Origin of the sequence: Halanaeroarchaeum sp. HSR-CO (assembly GCF_024972755.1) — an archaeon.
Lineage (GTDB): Archaea > Halobacteriota > Halobacteria > Halobacteriales > Halobacteriaceae > Halanaeroarchaeum.
Window position 1 is genome coordinate 1957700 of record NZ_CP087724.1, and the last position, 16890, is coordinate 1974589.

The 16890-nt window shown below is 66.5% G+C and carries 17 protein-coding genes; 6 read left to right on the forward strand and 11 right to left on the reverse strand.

Annotation, left to right across the window (positions count from 1 at the left end; all coding sequences use genetic code 11):
- Nucleotides 1-18 precede the first annotated feature (18 nt).
- Nucleotides 19-2118 (reverse strand): CDC48 family AAA ATPase, encoded by a 2100-nt coding sequence (locus HSRCO_RS10125; protein WP_259517526.1) that lies wholly within the window; start codon nt 2116-2118, stop codon nt 19-21.
- A 75-nt stretch (nt 2119-2193) separates the two neighbouring features.
- On the opposite strand from HSRCO_RS10125, the gene HSRCO_RS10130 reads away from it, so the two are divergent.
- The gene (locus HSRCO_RS10130; RefSeq protein WP_259517527.1) at nt 2194-2328 is read left to right on the forward strand and encodes a hypothetical protein; all 135 of its coding nucleotides are present in this window, start codon (nt 2194-2196) and stop codon (nt 2326-2328) included.
- Here HSRCO_RS10130 and HSRCO_RS10135 read toward each other — a convergent pair whose 3' ends face one another.
- A complete protein-coding gene (locus tag HSRCO_RS10135) occupies nt 2329-2757 on the reverse strand; it encodes a DUF5796 family protein (protein ID WP_259517528.1) in 429 nt (142 codons plus the stop codon).
- 94 nt (nt 2758-2851) lie between these two features.
- On the opposite strand from HSRCO_RS10135, the gene HSRCO_RS10140 reads away from it, so the two are divergent.
- Nucleotides 2852-3700, forward strand: a complete 849-nt coding sequence (locus HSRCO_RS10140; RefSeq protein ID WP_259517529.1) for a shikimate kinase — start codon at nt 2852-2854, stop codon at nt 3698-3700.
- Nucleotides 3697-4002 carry a chorismate mutase gene (locus HSRCO_RS10145; RefSeq protein ID WP_259517530.1) on the forward strand — a complete coding sequence of 102 codons (306 nt, stop codon included), beginning with the start codon at nt 3697-3699 and terminating at the stop codon, nt 4000-4002. The genes HSRCO_RS10140 and HSRCO_RS10145 overlap by 4 nt, the downstream gene beginning before the upstream one ends.
- 11 nt (nt 4003-4013) lie before the next feature.
- Here the strand turns inward: HSRCO_RS10145 and HSRCO_RS10150 are convergent, their stop codons facing one another.
- Nucleotides 4014-5696: a hypothetical protein gene (locus HSRCO_RS10150; protein WP_259517531.1), complete on the reverse strand. Its 1683-nt coding sequence runs from the start codon at nt 5694-5696 to the stop codon at nt 4014-4016.
- A gap of 475 nt (nt 5697-6171) precedes the next feature.
- Between HSRCO_RS10150 and HSRCO_RS10155 the strand changes: the two genes are divergently transcribed.
- A complete protein-coding gene (locus HSRCO_RS10155; protein WP_259517532.1) occupies nt 6172-6876 on the forward strand; it encodes an SDR family oxidoreductase in 705 nt (234 codons plus the stop codon).
- Nucleotides 6877-6879: 3 nt separating this feature from the next.
- Here HSRCO_RS10155 and HSRCO_RS10160 read toward each other — a convergent pair whose 3' ends face one another.
- The 8 genes from HSRCO_RS10160 to HSRCO_RS10195 all read right to left on the reverse strand — a co-directional run bounded on the left by HSRCO_RS10160 (nt 6880) and on the right by HSRCO_RS10195 (nt 14300).
- Complete coding sequence (locus tag HSRCO_RS10160) at nt 6880-7053, reverse strand: hypothetical protein (protein ID WP_259517533.1); 174 nt, start codon at nt 7051-7053, stop codon at nt 6880-6882.
- A gap of 8 nt (nt 7054-7061) precedes the next feature.
- Nucleotides 7062-7280 (reverse strand): hypothetical protein, encoded by a 219-nt coding sequence (locus tag HSRCO_RS10165; protein ID WP_259517534.1) that lies wholly within the window; start codon nt 7278-7280, stop codon nt 7062-7064.
- Between the two features lie 52 nt (nt 7281-7332).
- Complete coding sequence (gene surE, locus HSRCO_RS10170; protein WP_259517535.1) at nt 7333-8100, reverse strand: 5'/3'-nucleotidase SurE; 768 nt, start codon at nt 8098-8100, stop codon at nt 7333-7335.
- A 49-nt stretch (nt 8101-8149) separates the two neighbouring features.
- Nucleotides 8150-9550 carry a small ribosomal subunit Rsm22 family protein gene (locus HSRCO_RS10175; protein ID WP_259517536.1) on the reverse strand — a complete coding sequence of 467 codons (1401 nt, stop codon included), beginning with the start codon at nt 9548-9550 and terminating at the stop codon, nt 8150-8152.
- Complete coding sequence (locus HSRCO_RS10180) at nt 9540-10265, reverse strand: prephenate dehydrogenase/arogenate dehydrogenase family protein (protein ID WP_259517537.1); 726 nt, start codon at nt 10263-10265, stop codon at nt 9540-9542. The genes HSRCO_RS10175 and HSRCO_RS10180 overlap by 11 nt, the downstream gene beginning before the upstream one ends.
- Nucleotides 10266-10321: 56 nt before the next feature.
- Nucleotides 10322-11290 carry an NADPH:quinone oxidoreductase family protein gene (locus HSRCO_RS10185; RefSeq protein WP_259517538.1) on the reverse strand — a complete coding sequence of 323 codons (969 nt, stop codon included), beginning with the start codon at nt 11288-11290 and terminating at the stop codon, nt 10322-10324.
- A gap of 73 nt (nt 11291-11363) precedes the next feature.
- Complete coding sequence (locus HSRCO_RS10190; protein ID WP_259517539.1) at nt 11364-13058, reverse strand: thiamine pyrophosphate-binding protein; 1695 nt, start codon at nt 13056-13058, stop codon at nt 11364-11366.
- Nucleotides 13059-13127: 69 nt separating this feature from the next.
- Nucleotides 13128-14300: a Xaa-Pro peptidase family protein gene (locus tag HSRCO_RS10195; protein ID WP_259517540.1), complete on the reverse strand. Its 1173-nt coding sequence runs from the start codon at nt 14298-14300 to the stop codon at nt 13128-13130.
- A gap of 78 nt (nt 14301-14378) precedes the next feature.
- Between HSRCO_RS10195 and aroA the strand changes: the two genes are divergently transcribed.
- Nucleotides 14379-15662: a 3-phosphoshikimate 1-carboxyvinyltransferase gene (aroA, locus tag HSRCO_RS10200; RefSeq protein WP_259517541.1), complete on the forward strand. Its 1284-nt coding sequence runs from the start codon at nt 14379-14381 to the stop codon at nt 15660-15662.
- Nucleotides 15663-15725: 63 nt separating this feature from the next.
- Complete coding sequence (aroC, locus tag HSRCO_RS10205; RefSeq protein WP_259517542.1) at nt 15726-16883, forward strand: chorismate synthase; 1158 nt, start codon at nt 15726-15728, stop codon at nt 16881-16883.
- Nucleotides 16884-16890 lie beyond the last annotated feature (7 nt).

Sequence of the window (16890 nt, forward strand, 5' to 3'; positions counted from 1 at the left end):
ATCGTCTCTGTACTCCCGCTACCGGGCGATCGCGTCGACAGTCGCCATCGCCTCGCGGAAGTGCTCCATCCCGATCGTGACCGACTGGTCGTCCGTGTCTCCGGCGGCTTCCCGCCGCTCGGCGACGTCCCTGATCGCACGCATCGCGGCCCGACGGACGAGCGCCGCGACGTCCGCACCCGTATAGCCGGCGAGATCCGCGGCGATGGCCTCGAGGTCGACGTCCGCTGCCAGTGGCTTCTCGCGAGCGTGCACCCGGAGAATCTCGAGCCGTCCCTCCCGGTCGGGTTCGGGCACCTCGACGTGTTCCTCGAGTCGCCCGGGCCTGAGCAGGGCCGGATCGAGTGCGTCCTTGCGGTTGGTCGCAGCGAGGACGACGAGATTCGGGTCATCCGCGGCCGAATCCATCTCGGTGAGGAGCTGTGAGACCACCCGTTCGCTCACCTCGTGGCTTCCGCCCCCACGTGCCCCGGCGATGGCGTCGATCTCGTCGAAGAAGACGATGGCCGGCGCTGCCTGTCGAGCGCGTTCGAACACCGATCTGACGGCGCGTTCGGACTCCCCCACGTAGCGGTCCAGGATCTCGGGACCGGCGACCCGGATGACGTTGACGCCGCTTTCGTGGGCGATGGCGCGAGCGAGCATCGTCTTGCCGGTGCCGGGCGGCCCATAGAGCAGGACCCCGGTAGGCGGTTCCGTGGACGCGGCCTCGAAGAGGTCGCCGTGAGTCAGTGGCCACTCGACGGCCTCCCGGAGCGACGCCTTCGCCGCGTCGAGCCCACCGATGTCGTCAAAGGACGTCTCCGGTAGTTCGGCGACGTACTCGCGCATGGCCGATGGCTCGACGCCGGAGAGCGCGCGTTCGAAATCGCGTCGCGTCACTTCCACGTCCCACGTCCCCGCCTCGCGACCACGTCTGAGAGCGTACATGGCGGCCTCGGCGACGAGCGCTCTGAGGTCCGCCCCCACGAAGCCGTGGGCGCGCTCGGCGATCCGTTCGATGTCGACGTCGTCGGCGAGCGGCGTCCCGCGCGTATGGATCTGGAGGATCTCCGTACGGCCCACTGCATTTGGGACGCCGACCTCGACCTCGCGGTCGAATCGTCCCGGTCGGCGCAGCGCGGGATCGATGGCGTCGACACGGTTCGTCGCGCCGATGACGACGACCTCGCCACGAGACTCGAGACCGTCGAGCAGCGAGAGCAACTGGGCGACGATGCGACTCTCCATGTCCCCGCCGTCCTCGCGTTTCGGTGCGACCGCGTCGATCTCGTCGAAGAAGACGATGCTCGGGGCCTGCGCTTCGGCCTCCTCGAATATCTCTCTGAGCCGTTCTTCGGACTCGCCCTTGTACTTTCGAACGATCTCCGGGCCCGAGATATTCTCGAAGTGGGCGTCGGCCTCGTTAGCCACTGCCCGCGCGATGAGCGTCTTGCCGGTCCCCGGCGGGCCGTGCATCAGGATGCCCTTCGGCGGTTCGATCCCTAGCCGGTGGAAGACCCCCGGGTCGGAGAGCGGCAGTTCCACCAGCTCCCGGACCTGCTCGAGTTCCTCGTCGAGACCCCCGATGTCCTCGTAGGTGAGGCCGACGGAGTCGGGTGCCGACGACGTGCGCTCTTCGGGCTCGGTGATGACCACCGATGTGGATTCGGTGACCCGAACGGGTCCCGACGGCTCGGTCTCCCGGACCTGGAACTCGCCCAGGTCGCCCAGACCCTCGACTTTCACGCGCTCTCCGGTAGAGACGGGCCGGTCCAGAAGTGCCCGCTTCACGACCGGTTCGATCGCGGCCGCATCTCTCGACTGGGCGACCGTCGGCGAGACCACCACTTCGGTAGCTCGTTCGGCGGTCGCCGGCGAGAGTCGCGCCGCCTCGCCGACCGAGATCCCGGCGTTGGCACGGATCTGCCCGTCCGCGCGGAAGGCGTCCGCGTCGAGGTCGGAACGACCCGGCCAGACCGTCGCGACCGTCGAGCGCCGACCGTCGATCCGGACGATCTCACCGCTCAACACGCCGAGGTCTCGCATCAACGCCCTGGAGAGGCGAACCGTGCCCCGGCCAGCGTCGCGTGGATGAGCTTCCAGCACGCGTGCCTGGCGACCGCGACCGTCTTGCATGCTCGAAGGGAGGGCGCACCGGAGCAAAAGGATGGCGGGGTAACGCCTATGCCATCGGCAGGCGGATTATCATGTATGGTCGAGGAAACCGAACGGGACGACATGACGTGGTACAAATGCGAGAAATGTGGGCTGATGTTCGACGACCCGGACGACGCGAAAAAACACGAGGAGAACTGCGATGCCGAAGAACCGTCGTACCTCCAGTGACTACTCCTCGGGGAGCAGTTCGAACTTGCGTTCGCCCATCTCGTCCTCCTCGAACACGAAGACCCGGCCACCGGCCGTCTCCGGGTCTGCCTCGACTTCGATTGCGTAGCCGTCGAGCGTGACCGTCACACCCGGGAATAGTTCCTCGGTCTCCCCCTTGTCCAACATGACGCGGCCGACGCCACTGGATTCGAGGATCTCGGCCTCGGTCTTGCGTTCGTTGACGTAGGTCAACATCCCCTCAGTGTCGTCGCCATTCGTCACGAGTACCTGGACGTCCTTGCCCGGCCGCGTCCGTAGCGTCCCGTGGACCGTCTCCGGGACCCCGTTGTAGAACGCCCGGCGACCGTCGCAGTAGGTCACGTAGATGCCCTCCTCGGCGAGCGAAATGTCGAGTGTATCCGGTGGGACCTCCGTACGGAGACTCATCGGGTGGAGTTCGCACTAAATCGTAAAAAGCCCGCCGCTTGACCCCGCTTGCCAGGACCGCCACGTGTAAGTGCAACATTGTGGAATGAGCACCATGGACGGTCGTGCCGAAGCACCAGCGGCCGGAACGGTGCTCAATGCCCTCGCCACCGGCACCGGGTCCGCGTTCGCCATCGACGAGTACGTGCGCGCATCGGTCTCCCTCGGCGGGTCGACCATCGACGGGTCGGTCGACGGGGTTCCGGACGCCGACACGCGCCTCATCGAGCGAAGCGCCGAACTGGTCATCGACGAGTTCGGCAACGAGCAGGGAGCCAGCGTCGAGACCGACTCGGCTGTGCCGATGGCATCCGGCCTGAAGAGCTCCAGTGCCGCGGCGAACGCCGTGGTCCTGGCGACCCTCGACGCCCTCGGTGCCCTCGAGGCCGTGACCAGGGAGGACGCCGCCAGGATCGGGGTCGCGGCGGCACGAGACGTCGGCGTGACGGCAACCGGTGCCTTCGACGACGCGAGCGCGAGCATGCTGGGCGGCGTGACGGTGACGAACAACGACCAGGATGCCCTCCTGGTCCGCGACGAGGTGGACTGGGACGTGGTGGTGTGGACGCCCCCCGAGCAGGCGTTCAGTGCCGACGCGGACGTCGAGCGGTGTCGCCACGTTGCACCGATGGCCGACCTGGTGGCGGAACTGGCACTCGCCGGTCGATATGAGACGGCGATGACCGTCAACGGGTTCGCGTTCGCCGCCGCCCTGGACCAACCGGCAGCACCGATGGTCGAGGCGCTCCCGATGGCCGACGGCGTCTCCCTGTCCGGGACGGGGCCGAGTTACGTCGCCGTCGGGGACCGCGAAAAACTCGCGCCCGTCGTCGACGTCTGGGAGGACCGGCCGGGAACCGTCATCGAAACGACCACGCAGACGAACGGGGCAGGACCGATATGACAGAGACAAACGACGACCAGACCTCACAGCAGGACCGCTCGCTCGACGAACTCCGCCAGGAGATCCAGGACATCGACCGCGACATCGTCGAGCTCATCGCCCGACGGACCTACGTCGCCGACGCCATCGCCGAGGTCAAATCCGAACGGAACCTGGCAACGACCGACGAGGCCCAGGAACAGGCCGTGATGGACCGGGCCGGCGAGAACGCGAAACGGTTCGACGTGGATTCGAACCTTGTCAAGGCCATCTTCCGGCTCCTCATCGAGTTGAACAAGATCGAACAGCGCGAGAATCGGTGAGTGGAGCGGGCTCAGTTGACGCTCTTCGAGAGTTCTGCCCCTGCTTTGAACTTCACTGTATCAGAGGCGCTCGCACGCGTGTAGTGGACGATTGGTGCGGTCAAATGGGTAACTCGACAGACGAACGTGTTCTCCGCGTCACCATCGTCTCCACTTTCGGTTTTCGACCGCCCCGGTCGCTTTCGAAGGATGATGTCTTCGCCCGCTGCTTCCGAAAGGACCCCTTCGGCGACCGCATCCGATACCGTCCCGTCGAACAGTCGCGCTCCGCGTCGCTGTCGGTCCCCCGATAGGTGGCGAGCCATCACGTCACCGTAGCCATCACCGTCCACATCACCAGCGTCAACACCGATGACTTCCGTGGGACTGCCCACAGCCACGAGTGTGACCGAATTCTCGTAGAGGCTGCCATCGTCGATGACCCATCCACCCGTGTAGATGTACTGGTCGGCGTGTTTACAGCGACGCACGTACAACAAGGCGGGGAACGGCGACGGGCAATCCGGTGGCGCGACCATAACCGGGCAGACGAGTGTCGACGTGGCCCCGTTGTCACCGCTTTCAGGGCCCCAATCGTCGAAGTCCGCGGGTTCGGGAGCCGACCCGTCAGCACTGACGGCGAGGGCGGGCGTCGTCTCTGTCGCCTGTGGCGGGTCGTTCTGGACGTGAACGGTGGTCGTCCCGTTACCGTCTGACGTTTCGAGATGGATGTCCGTGTCGACGGGTTCCGAGACGGCAGAGCGGAACGCGTCGGCGTTGTACAGGGTACTGTCGTCGCCGGGGTTCATCAGTCCCGGCCTGTTGAGCGCGTTCTCACCACCGACCGCCGATCCCTCGTAGAGCGGGCTCGTGTTGCCGTTTCCGCTCGCGAGCGTGTGCTTCCCCCATGCGTAGACGTGCCCATCGTCGTCGGCTCGACCAGTCACGTACTCGATGATGCGGCGAGGCGTGAGTTCGTCGACGAGCGCGACGTTTCCGGCGGAGAGACGAGCGTCGGGGACGGTGACGGTGAACTGCTCGCTGAGTACGGGTTCACCAGCGAGGTACTCGTAGAGTGCACCGATCACTTCGGCGCTGGCTCCAGTCAACGCCTGTAGACGAGGGTTACTGACGGATCCTTCTGAACCGTCGTCCAGCGACGATTCGAGGAGTGTGATGTCCGCTTCGACGATCACTCGGACGTCTTCAACGGCGTCACTGGCGGCGTCCCACTCGCCGTTCTCGACGTGCGCTGCCGCCTGCCGAGTCAGTCCGGCGCGGTGATCTGCGTGTTCTCGGACGGTTACGCACACGTCCCCGGAGCAGCGTTCGAGCGTCGCCCGCACGTTTTCGATTGTCTCACCCATGACTGCGATGCCACGCCGCCCCGTGCGTGCGGAACGCTTACTGATGGAATCCGCTGCGGCGTTCGTTTGAGAGAGAAGGTGGTGTTCCAGGTCCAGTGCGTGCGAGCGAGCTTCGACGGCGTCGTCGAGTCCGTCAGCGTCTGCGTCGGCGTCGTCCGGTCCGCGGATAGTCGATCTGTTGCTCCGAGTATTGTTGTAGTTGGCGCGGGTGTTTCCACCGGCGTCGGCGCCGGTGTAGTCGAAACAACAGGTGGCTGCGATACCGGTTGTGGTTACCCACGCTTCGAGTTCGATTTCGTCGGAAATCGGTCCGACAGCTGCGGAGACAGTTGGGGCCAATTTGTACACGGTGGGGTCGCCTGTAGGTGATGGGCCCGTATACTCGCCCATCCCAGCGAACGGCGCTGCTGGCGATGTACCCGTGTTCGTCGTCGCGCTTGCGAGCCTGCCGAGGCATCCACTGAGTGCACCAACCGCCACGAGACTGCTCGCTGCGAGTATCTGTCGACGGGTCGTTCCAGCAGCCGACAGTCTTCGCTCCACCCTGTGCGTTCTTTTTACGGCCATATGTGTGTGGTACAGAGTCCCACACAGCATAAGACTTCTTAGGAAAACCGAGGTGGCGATGTCGCGAGGGAAGCGCTGCACTCGTCGGTCGGTTCCTCACGAGAACCACGACGCGCTGGGCAGTTCGGTCCACCAGTCGAGACGAACTCGATCGAACAGGGCCAAAATCGGTACCGACGGTCGTCACCGTTTTCGAACAATCACACCGTCGTTTGACAGCCAGTCCATTTATCCCGACGGCACCCGCGGTATCGCCATGGGAGACCAGCGTGTGGCGATCGTGACTGCCGCAGGACAGGGAATCGGTGAAGCGTGTGCGAGCCGTCTCGCCGACGACGGATACACACCGGTGTTGCTCTCGAAATCGGGGGCGGCGATCGACGTCGCCGAGGACCTCGGCGGTGTCGGGTTCGAGGGAGACGTCACCGATCCGGACGATCTCGCTACCCTCGTCGAGGCTACCGTCGACCGGTTCGGTCGGGTCGACGCGGTCGTCAACAATACTGGCCATCCGGCCACCGGCGATCTGCTCGAGATCGACGACGAGGCGTGGCACGCCGGCCTCGACCTCGTGCTGTTGAACGTGGTCCGCCTGGCGAGACTCGTCACGCCGGTCATGCGTGAACAGGATGGCGGCGCGTTCGTGAACATCTCGACGTTCTCCGCGTTCGAACCGAGCGCCGACTTCCCGGTCTCGTCGGTGCTCAGAGCCGGCCTGGGCAGTTTCACGAAGCTCTTTGCCGACCGGTATGCCGCGGCGGGGATCCGGATGAACGCCGTGCTCCCGGGGTTCGTGGAAACCTACGAGGTGGACGAGAAGACACGCGAATCGATACCGATGAACCGACCGGCGACTCGCGAAGAGATAGCGGACGTGGTCGGATTCCTCCTCTCGCCGGCCGCCGGCTACGTCACCGGACAGAACGTCCGGGTGGACGGCGGCCTCACGCAGTCGGTCTGACCGCTATCGGGGTCGCTCCTCGCGGTCCCGGGGCACGATCCCCAGCGCCGCGAGAACGTAGACGAGACCCACCAGCCGCGTCGCGGTCCCAACGCCGCGACGTACCTCGATATCGTCGGCATTCGCGTACCCGGCGCGGAGCGCGAAATCGACCGTCCGCCCCGGCGCGAGGAGCATCACCAGTCCTAACACGCCGAGGAGCCCGCGGGATCCAGTCGGTGCCGATTTCCCCGTTCGAAGACCCACAGGAAGGTTAGGCCCTCCAGGCGGGCGAGTTGCGTGACACCGCGTCGAAGCCGTGCATCGCCCGAGTTTCGGAGTGCGATGCGTTCGACGACGTCGATGAACCGCCCCGGAGTCAGGAACTCCAGCAGGGCGACCACCGAGTATGGATTCGTGTCCATATCCCAATAATTCTCACTGGGGTGCAAAAAAGCTACCCGGCGGTGGTCGGCGTCAGTACGAGTTGGCCAGACGGTCGAGTTCGTCGTGGCGCCGTGTCGAGTGCGGAGCGGTGAGCGGCGAGACGCTGATGACACCGTCCATGATCGCTTTTCTATCGGTCCCCTCCCCATCGGAGAAGGAGTCGTGTTCCATCAGTTGCCAGATGTTGTCCTGGAGGGTCACCGTCTCGCCGTCGTGGTTGGCCGTCATGTCGTAGACGCTGGACGGCGACGTGATTCGCATCTCCGTCTTGCCGTTCTCCGGGGCCGGCGCGTTCACGTTGAGGTAGTCGGCCTGGTCGAAGACGTCCCCGTCGAGGGCCTGATCGACGAGATACCGGGTCGCGCGCACCGCCTCGTCGTACTCCTCGGGGTCGGGTTCCGACTTCCATCGGTCACCCGGCAGGTACAGCGAGGTCGCGATGGCGGGCACCCCGAAGTAGGCGGCTTCGACGGCTGCGCTCACGGTTCCCGACCGGCCGAGGACGTACATCCCGAGGTTCGCACCCTGGTTGACGCCGGCCACGACGATGTCGGGCGACGGGCCCAGCGCCTCGATACCGGCGATGACGCAGTCCACCGGGGTGCCGTCGAGTGCGTACCCGAGTTCGTGGTCCTGTACGCGCGCCTCGCTCGACGTGGCGCGCCCGACGGCGGACCTGTTGTCGGCGGGGGCGACGACAGTCACATCGCCGACGTCGGACAGTCCGTCGGCGAGCGCCCGGATACCCGGACTGTCGATACCGTCGTCGTTCGTCAGGAGGATCGTCGGCGAGTCCATCTGTCTGCACTGGGTGGTCCGACCGCAAAAGCCCACCGCCCCCGTCCGATCACACCGGGTCGACGATGGTCTCCTCGTCGACGACCAGGTTGTAGGCACCCTCGTCGTCGTTCCAGAGCACGAGCACCCGTTCGAAGGAGAGCAGGTCACCATACGCCGCCTCCAGAAGGGGCCGGTTGAGTGCCGTCTCGTTCACCAGCACCGCGAAGTGGCGCTCGCGTTCACTCCCGTCGCTGACGGTGTAAAGCGGGTGGCCGTCGTCCGAGAGGTCCCGCGAGAGCTTCGCCACGAGGACGTCGAGTCGGTCGGTCACGTGGCGGTCGGTCTCGGCGAGTTTCGTGACGGGTCTCGCGTCGGCAGCCACGTCGAACCGGCGAAGGCCGTCCCGCCGGAGAAACGAGTACGAGAACTTCACCGAGGTGTGCGTGAACTCCTCGGGACGGTCCGCCTCGGCGGCGAGGCGGGTCTGGAACGACGGCGGGGTGACGGCCGGGCGTTCGTCGAACGACCAGATATCGACGTCTGGGCGCTCGTCCGGCCAGAGACGGACCATCGGGGCATAGACCGTCGCACCCCCCGCTTCGAGGCGCCGCTCCACAGACCGGAGACCGAGACTCGTGTTGCGGTCGGCGGGTGCGATGGCGACCATCGTTCCATCCTCGGACAGCGAGTCGAGGTATTCGTCAGCGACGTCGACCGGATCGTCGAGTTCGCTCAAGACGTTGCTGAAGAGCACGAGGTCGTAGGGGCCCTCCGTGTCGAAGGCCTCCGCCGTCTCCCGATGGATCTCCCAGTGGAAGTTCTGACCGGTCGTCTCGAGAAGGGGTTCCAGCACGGTGACCGCCGCGCTCGGTTCGAGAGCGTGATACTCGACCAGTGCTGGTTCGGAGCCGTCCGGGTCGATCAGGTCGTGCAGGCCGAGTGCCGGGCCGCCGACGCCGGCGCCCACGTCGAGGACGCGAAGCGATCGGTCGAGTCGTCCATCCCGGGCAAGGTCCCAGAGGACGTACTGTGCGGTCGCGTAGTAGGCGGGGAGATGGTAGATCGCATACCCCAGGGCCACGTCCTCGTCGTACTCGACCGGATGCTGCCGGTAGTAATCGGCCTTGAATCGGCGGATCGTCTCACGGAGCTGCGCCCCCGATTCGCCGGTTGCCCAGTGTCGGCCATCGCGGTCGAGCAGCAGGTCCTCGACCACCGAGACGTACTGCTGGGGTACTTCGGTCACGCTCTCGAACGTGGGACGGATCGGCCCCGCCTCGGGGGGCCGGAACGTCCCGTCGGGATACTCGACCAACCCCAGGGAGCCCGCCTCCTCGCGCAGGATTCTGCGGACGACCCGGGCATCCGGCCGACCCTCGACGTACTCGCGGATCTCGTCGGGATCGATCGGTCTGACGTTCCGAAGGTACCTGGCCGCGTCGCGGACGGCGGATCGATCAACGGGCATCGTCGTAGAGGGCTGCGAACGCCTCCCGGTCCGCGTCGGCGATTTGGCTGGCGGCCGCCGCTATCGCTTCTGCGCCGTCGAAGACGTCCTGGATGTCCGCGTAGACGCCGGGCGTTCCACCGGTCACCCGGTCCCTGAGAGCCTCGAGGTCTGCGAACACGGGCGTGGAGAGCTCGTCGGGAACTTCCTCCGCGGCGAGTCCGAACGCGAGGATGGCGGCGTGGGTTCGACCCTGAATCGTCCGCATCGCCTCGTCGTGTTCCGTGGCGCTCACCGTGACGAGTTCGTTGTCCGCGGCCTCGAACGCCGCGGTGAGGGCGTCGGTCGTCGGTCCGCCCTCGCCGGTCGAAACGGCGATGCGACCCGGAGCGTGTTCCGGGGCGAACAGCGGATGATAGCTGACACGCTCGAGGTCGGGGGCGACCGATGCCATCACGTCGAGCGGCGCCTCCATCGAGCCCGTACAGTCGACCAGCGCTCGATTCGCCCGATCTGCCTGGGTCTCGATCACATCGGTCGCGGCCCGCATCGGAACGGCGACGCAGACGACGTCGAAGGTCTGGTCTCCATCGAGGGGGACCGCCCGAGCGTCGGACCGCTCGGCTGCCGCGTTCACGGCTGCGTCCTCGTCTGCGTCTGCAAACGCGACGGGGCCGTCCAGGACCGTCGCGACCCAGCGGCCGACGGCACCGGCACCGACGATGAGCACGTCCATCGCCAACTCCTACCCGGGGGTCCGGCAAAAGAATTCGCTTGTGTGACGGCGGATCCTCAGGGGCGCAATACGACCTTCCCCGTGGATTCCCGGTCCTCGATGAACTGCTGGGCCGTGGCAGCCTCCTCGAGGTCGAATTCCCGTCCGACGATGACCGACAGGGCGCCGGATTCGAGTCGCTCCGTCAGTTTCGGGACCGCCTGGAGGACCCGTGTCGGATCGCGCGCCATCGCCTGCCCGAGGTGGTAGCCGATTACCGTATGGTTGTTGAACAGGAGATCGCTCGTGTTGGGACGACCGGGTTCACCGGAGGCGGCCCCGAAGGAGACCATCCGGCCGAAGTGAGAGAGCGCTTTCAGACTCGCCGTAGTCGTCTCGCCACCGATACCGTCGAGCACGAGGTCCACGCCGTCTTCGGTCCTGTCCCGAACCTGCTCGACGAAATCCGCCGCCGTGTACTGGATGGGATGATCACAGCCGAGGTCGGCGGCGAGCTCCAGCTTTTCGGGCGTCGAAGCGGTCCCGAAGACGATCGCCCCTGCGGCGTCCGCAAGCTGGACGGCGGCGGTTCCGACGCCGCCGGCCGCCGCGTGGATCAGGACGGATTCGTCAGATTCCAGCCCGCCCCACTCGAAGAGGCAGTTGTGGGCCGTGAGGAACTGCACGGGGAACCCTGCCCCCTCGGCGAAGGACATCCCCTCGGGCAGGTCGAACAACCCGGCCGCGTTGGCGAGGGCGTACTCCGCGTACCCGCCCGTCTCGGCGAATCCCATGACCTCGTCGCCCACGTCACGACCGACGCCCTCACCGACGGCGTCGACGACCCCCGCAACCTCCAGACCGGGGACGTACGGCGGACGGGGACCGCCCTGGTAGTGGCCCCGCCGCTGCATGATATCCGCGAAATTGATCCCCGCCGCCCTGACCGCGACGCGGACCTCGCCTGGCCCCGGGTCGGGGACGTCTCGGTCGACGGTCTCCAGTACCTCGCTGTCGCCGTACTCCGTCACCGCTACCGCTCGCATACCCGCCGATTCGCGACCCCGACGCATCAATGCAGGGGCCGTGGTGGGAGCGACCGCGGACCCGGTGTGGCGGTCAGTCGTAGACGAGCACGTCCACGACGTCGACGCCCTCGTGCTGTATCGCGTCCTGTACCGTCGATTCGAGTTCGTCCGGCGTCTCTACGCGATGGCCGCGCGCGCCGTGGCTCTCGGCGTTCGTAACGAGGTTCACCGGCGGATCGAAGTCCATCCCCACGAAGTTACGGTCGTCCGCCTCGCCGCCGAACAGCTGGAGGGCGTTGTCCTTCAGGATGCGGTAGTTGCGGTTGTCCGGAACGACGACGGTGAGGGCCAGATCCGCCCGGACCGCACTATAGATGGCCTGAGGGTAGTAGAGGTACGACCCATCGCCGACGTACCCGACGACGTCTCGCGGCTCGTCCCTGAGTGATTCCGCCAGGGCCGCGCCGACCGAGGCCGGGAGGCCGTACCCGAGGCCACCGCCCTTGTTGGAGATGAACTGCTCGGGTTCCATCTCGAACCGGAGCAAGAGTGGATACTTCGCGGTGACTCCCTCGTCGACGAGGAACGCGTCGCCGGCGACCGTCGAGAGCGCGTCGACGAGCTGATGTTTCCCCACGCGGGTCTCGCCCTCCGGGCGTTCGTCCACGCCCATCGATTCGATGGTCGGTTCGAGGGACTCCGTGAGTCGTCGCACCCGCTCGACACGTCGCTCACGTTCGTCGGCACCGATTCGATCCCGCAAAATTTCTGCGAGTCGTTCCAGGACGAGGGCCGGATCGCCGACGACAGCGGCGTCGGCGGGGTGGTTCTTTCCGATCTCCCAGTGGTCCTCGCCGACGTGGACGACTGTGGTTTCGGGGTCGAGCAGGTCCCCCTCGTGCGGCAGGAGGGTAGTGTGTGTCGAGGTACCGACGAAGACGACCACGTCGCCGTCGACGAGTAGCCGGGCCACGTCCTCCCTGGGCGGAATGTGAGAGACCCAGAGGTCGTGACGAGTGGGGAACGTGACCTCGCAGGCGAGCATCTCTCCGTGGACCCTGGCGCCGGCAGCTTCGGCGAACGAGACGGCGGCCTCGACGCCACCGCGGGTTCGGGCCACCGCGTCGCCTAGCACCAGAATCGGGTCACCGGCCGTCGCGATCAGGTCGGCGGCATGGCCGATCTGCTGGGGGTCACCACCGCCGGCGTTCGGGATGGGGCCGAGTGGTTCGATCGCATCGGGTTCGGTCGGAGACCGCATCACGTCCGCCGGGAGCGCGAGGAAGACTGGACCGGTCGGCGGCGTGAGCGCGACGCGGACCGCACGCCGGAGCATCGTCGGTAACGCGGCCACGTCCAGGACCTCGTCGCTCCACTTGGTGAACTGATCGACCAACCGTTCCAGGTCGCCGTGCAGGATCGGCTCTTCGTGGCGGAAATCACGCTCGTGATTGCCCGCCGTGACGACCACCGGGGCGCCCGTGAAACTCGCGGCGTAAACGTTCCCGATACCGTGTGCGAGCCCCGGCGTGATGTGGAGGTTGACGACGCCGACCGGATTGATAGATTCGTCGTGATGGGCGTGGTAACGGCGGGTCTGAGCGTATCCCGCGGCCATCCCGACGGCGATGTCCTCATGCAACCCCAACACGTACTCCAGGTCGCTGTCCCCGAGCGCCTCGAGGACCGGGAGTTCGGTCGTGCCGGGATTGCCGAAGACGTGGTCGACGCCGTACCGTTCGAGCGCATCGACGAACAGGTCGGCGCCCGTGTATTCCGCTGTCATGGTCGATGGTGCGGTGGGAGCGGGCAAAAAAACTGTGCCGTCACAGTACTGAACACCAGCCGTGGCGTCTCAGACGACCAGATCCTCGGGGTAGTCGGTCAGGTTCTCGTACCCGTCCGCGGTCACGACCACGATGTCCTCGATCCTGACGCCGCCGATGGCGGGGTCGTACAGCCCAGGTTCGATAGTGATGACGTGTCCGGGTTCGAGTTCCTCGCCGTTCCGGCCGATCCGCGGTCGCTCGTGGACCTCGAGGCCGACGCCGTGACCGGTACTGTGGATGTACCCGCGGTCGGTCCCCTCGTCGGTTCGGAGCGTCGGGTAGCCGGCAGCCTCGTAGACCTCGCACGCCGCATCGTGGACCGCCTCGCCGGTGACCCCTGGTTCGACGGCGTCGAGGGCGGCCGCCTTCGCCGCCCGGGTCAGTTCGTGGAACTCGGCTACCTCGTCGCTCGGCGTTCCGCGAAGGAACGTTCGCGTCATGTCGGAATGATAGCGCGTCGTCTTGTCCCGGGGGAAGATGTCGACGATGACGGGGTCGTCGACGTGGATCGGCCCGCTACCGCGGTCGTGGGGTACGGCGGCATCGGTACCCGAGGCGACGATCGTCTCGTCGAGGGCACAGCCATGTTCGAGCAGCGTCGTCTCGATGGCCCGCCGGACCCGCTCGCTCGTCAGCGGTTCGCCGTCCGCCTGGAGGACGCCGTCCTCGACCGTGGCCTCGGCGATGAGCCGCTCCGCTTCGGCCATCGCCGCCTCGTTGGCCCGCTGGGCTTCCTGGATGGACGCTATCTCCGTCTCGGTCTTGACCGCACGCGTCCGTTCGACGGCGTCCGCCGAATCCGGCTCGACCCGCACGCCGAGGTCACGGAGGTTGTCGGCCGTTTCCAGTGGGAACCGGGCGTTGGTCGATACCGACGTCACGTCGAACTCCTCGAGAAAGGCGACGATGGCCCGGGCCCGCCCTCCCTTCGAGCCGTACTCGTCGTCGAGGTCCCGCCGGTCGTAATCGGGAAACTGCCGGACATCGTCCGCTCGACTCTCGACCCGGGCGCGCCCGTACTCCATCGAGGAGACGAGGAGCGCGGTCCGATCGGGGGTGTAGAGCGTGAGAAACGGGTCCGGTGCGTCGAAGCCGGACAGGTAGCGCTGATCGGCGAGTGTCGCGTCCGCGTCGAGGAGATGCCCGTCGAGGCCCCGGTTGGCGAGGGCCTCGTCGAGTCGAGAGAAGTCGACGTCCATACCCCGAGATGCGCTCCCTTCGACCAAAATCCCACCGTCTCCGGAACCCTATTGAGGATACCGGTCGCAGTCACTGCCATGGACATCACTGTCACACGATCGACGGTCGCGGGCCGTGCCCGTGCCCCGCCGTCGAAGAGTTACACTCACCGCGCCATCCTCGCGGCGGGCTATGCCGAGGGGGCGCTGGTCCGGCAGGGGCTCGTCAGTGCCGACACGCGCGCCACCATGCGCGCGGTCGAGCACTTCGGCGGGAACGTCACGAATCGAGATGGCGTGCTCGACATCGAGGGCTTCGACGGGCGACCGTCGGTCCCGGCGGACGTGATCGACTGTGCCAACAGCGGCACGACGATCCGACTCGCGACCGCGGCCGCCGCACTCGCCGATGGAACGACCGTCCTCACGGGGGACGAATCGCTTCGCTCGCGACCGCACGGACCGCTCCTCGACGCCGTCGGCCAACTCGACGGCACGGCTCGTAGCACCCGGGGGAACGGGCAGGCGCCGCTCGTCGTCGACGGGCCGATCACCGGGGGGACCGTCGAGATCCCCGGCGACGTCTCCTCGCAGTTCATCACCGCCCTGCTCATGGCGGGGGCAGTCACCGAGAAGGGCGTGGACGTCTCGTTGACGACGGCGCTCAAGTCCTCACCGTACGTCGACATCACCCTCGACGTCCTCTCGACGTTCGGGGTGACGGCCCGCCGAACGAGCGACGGGTATTCGGTCCCGGGCGACCAGTTCTACGAGCCGACGGACGGCGAGTACACCGTTCCCGGCGACTTCTCGTCGGCCTCGTACCTGCTCGCTGCAGGAGCGGTGGCCGGCGACGACGAGGTCGTCGTCACCGGCGCATTCCCCAACCCGCAGGGAGACACGGCCATCGTCGATATCCTGAGAGACATGGGCGCGGACATCGAGTGGAACGAGGCCGACGGTGTCGTTCGCGTTCGGCGCTCCGACCTGTCAGGGACGACAGTCGACGTCGGCGACACACCCGACCTGCTCCCGACCGTGGCGGTGCTCGGGGCAGTCGCCGACGGAACGACGCGGATCGAGAACTGCGAGCACGTCCGGTACAAGGAGACAGACCGGGTGACGGCCATGGCCGAAGCACTGACTGCGATGGGAGCCTCCGTAGCGGAAGAACGCGACGTACTCACCATCCACGGTGGCGAGACCGACCTGGAGGGAACGCGTGTCGATGGTCGGGCCGACCACCGGATCGTCATGTCCCTCGCCGTGGCAGGACTCGTCGCCGATGGCGAGACGACCATCGCTGGCGCCGAACACGTCGACGTCTCCTTCCCCGATTTCTTCGACCTCCTCTACGAGCTGGGTGCGACAGTCGACGAGTAAGCCAGGGACCGTCGGTTGCATCGACTGCAACACCTAAATGTACCGCGCGCAGATGCACTCACAATGAACGGCAACCGTTTCGGCCGCCTCTTCCAGGTGACGACCTACGGCGAGAGCCACGGCCCGGCCATGGGCGTCGTCGTCTCCGGCGTCCCGGCCGGCCTCGAACTCGACGAGGCGGACATCCAGCGCGAACTCGACCGGCGAAAGCCGGGCCAATCGAAGATGACCACCAGCCGCGACGAACCCGACGCGGTACGTATCAGGAGCGGTCTCCAGGACGGCGTGACGACCGGAACGCCGATCGGCCTGACGATCCAGAACAAAGACGCGAGGTCGGGGAAGTACGAACCCTTCATCACCGCACCCCGCCCGAGCCACGGCGATTTCACCTACTCGGCGAAGTTCGGGACGCGAAACTGGGGCGGTGGTGGTCGCTCATCGGCCCGCGAGACGGCCAACTGGGTCGCCGCTGGCGCCATCGCGAAACGGATCCTCGCGACCCAGGACGTCGAGGTCGCCGCGCACGTCAACCAGATCGACGACATCGAGTCCCCGCCGGTCGATTTCGAGGAGATACGAGAGCACGCAGACGACAACGTCGTTCGCTGTGCTCACCCCGAGACCGCCGAGCAGATGCGAGAGCGCGTCGAGGCGTACCAGCGTAAGGGCGATTCAATCGGCGGGTCGGTCTACTTCGAAACGCGTGGCGTCCCCCGTGGTCTGGGGGCCCCGCGCTTCGACAGCCTCGAGGCACGACTCGGCCAGGGCATGCTGGCCATCCCCGCGACGACGGCCTTCGAGTTCGGCCTTGGGCGGGAGGCCAGGGAGTACGCGGGCATCGAACGGAACGACGAGTGGACCTTCGACGAGTCTGGCGATCCAGTCCCCGCCGAGAACGACCACGGCGGGGTCCAGGGTGGCATCACGACGGGACAACCGATCTACGGCGAAGTGACCCTCCACGCACCGACCTCGATTCCGAAAGAACAGCAGACGGTCGACTGGGAGACCGGCGAGGAGAAGACGGTGCAGGTGACCGGGCGACACGACCCCGTGCTCCCACCCCGTGCCGTCCCGGTGGTCGAGGCGGTCCTGGCCATCACCCTGGTCGACTTCATGCTTCTCGGTGGTCGTCTCAATCCCGACCGGCTGGACGGTCGGGTCGGGGAGTACGACACCGACTACCACCCCAGTAACCCCCGCGACGCGGACGAATAGCAAACGA

Bases quoted from the DNA above. Each gene is read 5' to 3' on its own strand.
- aroC (WP_259517542.1), top strand. From the start codon at position 15,726: ATGAACGGCAACCGTTTCGGCCGCCTCTTCCAGGTGACGACCTACGGC.
- HSRCO_RS10165 (WP_259517534.1), bottom strand. From the start codon at position 7,280: ATGGACACGAATCCATACTCGGTGGTCGCCCTGCTGGAGTTCCTGACT.
- HSRCO_RS10125 (WP_259517526.1), bottom strand. From the start codon at position 2,118: ATGCAAGACGGTCGCGGTCGCCAGGCACGCGTGCTGGAAGCTCATCCA.
- HSRCO_RS10195 (WP_259517540.1), bottom strand. From the start codon at position 14,300: ATGGACGTCGACTTCTCTCGACTCGACGAGGCCCTCGCCAACCGGGGC.
- HSRCO_RS10160 (WP_259517533.1), bottom strand. From the start codon at position 7,053: ATGCTCCTCGCGCCGGGGCGGACGGTCGATTTCGCGCTCCGCGCCGGG.
- HSRCO_RS10175 (WP_259517536.1), bottom strand. From the start codon at position 9,550: ATGCCCGTTGATCGATCCGCCGTCCGCGACGCGGCCAGGTACCTTCGG.
- HSRCO_RS10130 (WP_259517527.1), top strand. From the start codon at position 2,194: ATGGTCGAGGAAACCGAACGGGACGACATGACGTGGTACAAATGCGAG.
- aroA (WP_259517541.1), top strand. From the start codon at position 14,379: ATGGACATCACTGTCACACGATCGACGGTCGCGGGCCGTGCCCGTGCC.
- HSRCO_RS10140 (WP_259517529.1), top strand. From the start codon at position 2,852: ATGGACGGTCGTGCCGAAGCACCAGCGGCCGGAACGGTGCTCAATGCC.
- HSRCO_RS10185 (WP_259517538.1), bottom strand. From the start codon at position 11,290: ATGCGAGCGGTAGCGGTGACGGAGTACGGCGACAGCGAGGTACTGGAG.
- HSRCO_RS10145 (WP_259517530.1), top strand. From the start codon at position 3,697: ATGACAGAGACAAACGACGACCAGACCTCACAGCAGGACCGCTCGCTC.
- surE (WP_259517535.1), bottom strand. From the start codon at position 8,100: ATGGACTCGCCGACGATCCTCCTGACGAACGACGACGGTATCGACAGT.
- HSRCO_RS10190 (WP_259517539.1), bottom strand. From the start codon at position 13,058: ATGACAGCGGAATACACGGGCGCCGACCTGTTCGTCGATGCGCTCGAA.
- HSRCO_RS10135 (WP_259517528.1), bottom strand. From the start codon at position 2,757: ATGAGTCTCCGTACGGAGGTCCCACCGGATACACTCGACATTTCGCTC.
- HSRCO_RS10180 (WP_259517537.1), bottom strand. From the start codon at position 10,265: ATGGACGTGCTCATCGTCGGTGCCGGTGCCGTCGGCCGCTGGGTCGCG.
- HSRCO_RS10155 (WP_259517532.1), top strand. From the start codon at position 6,172: ATGGGAGACCAGCGTGTGGCGATCGTGACTGCCGCAGGACAGGGAATC.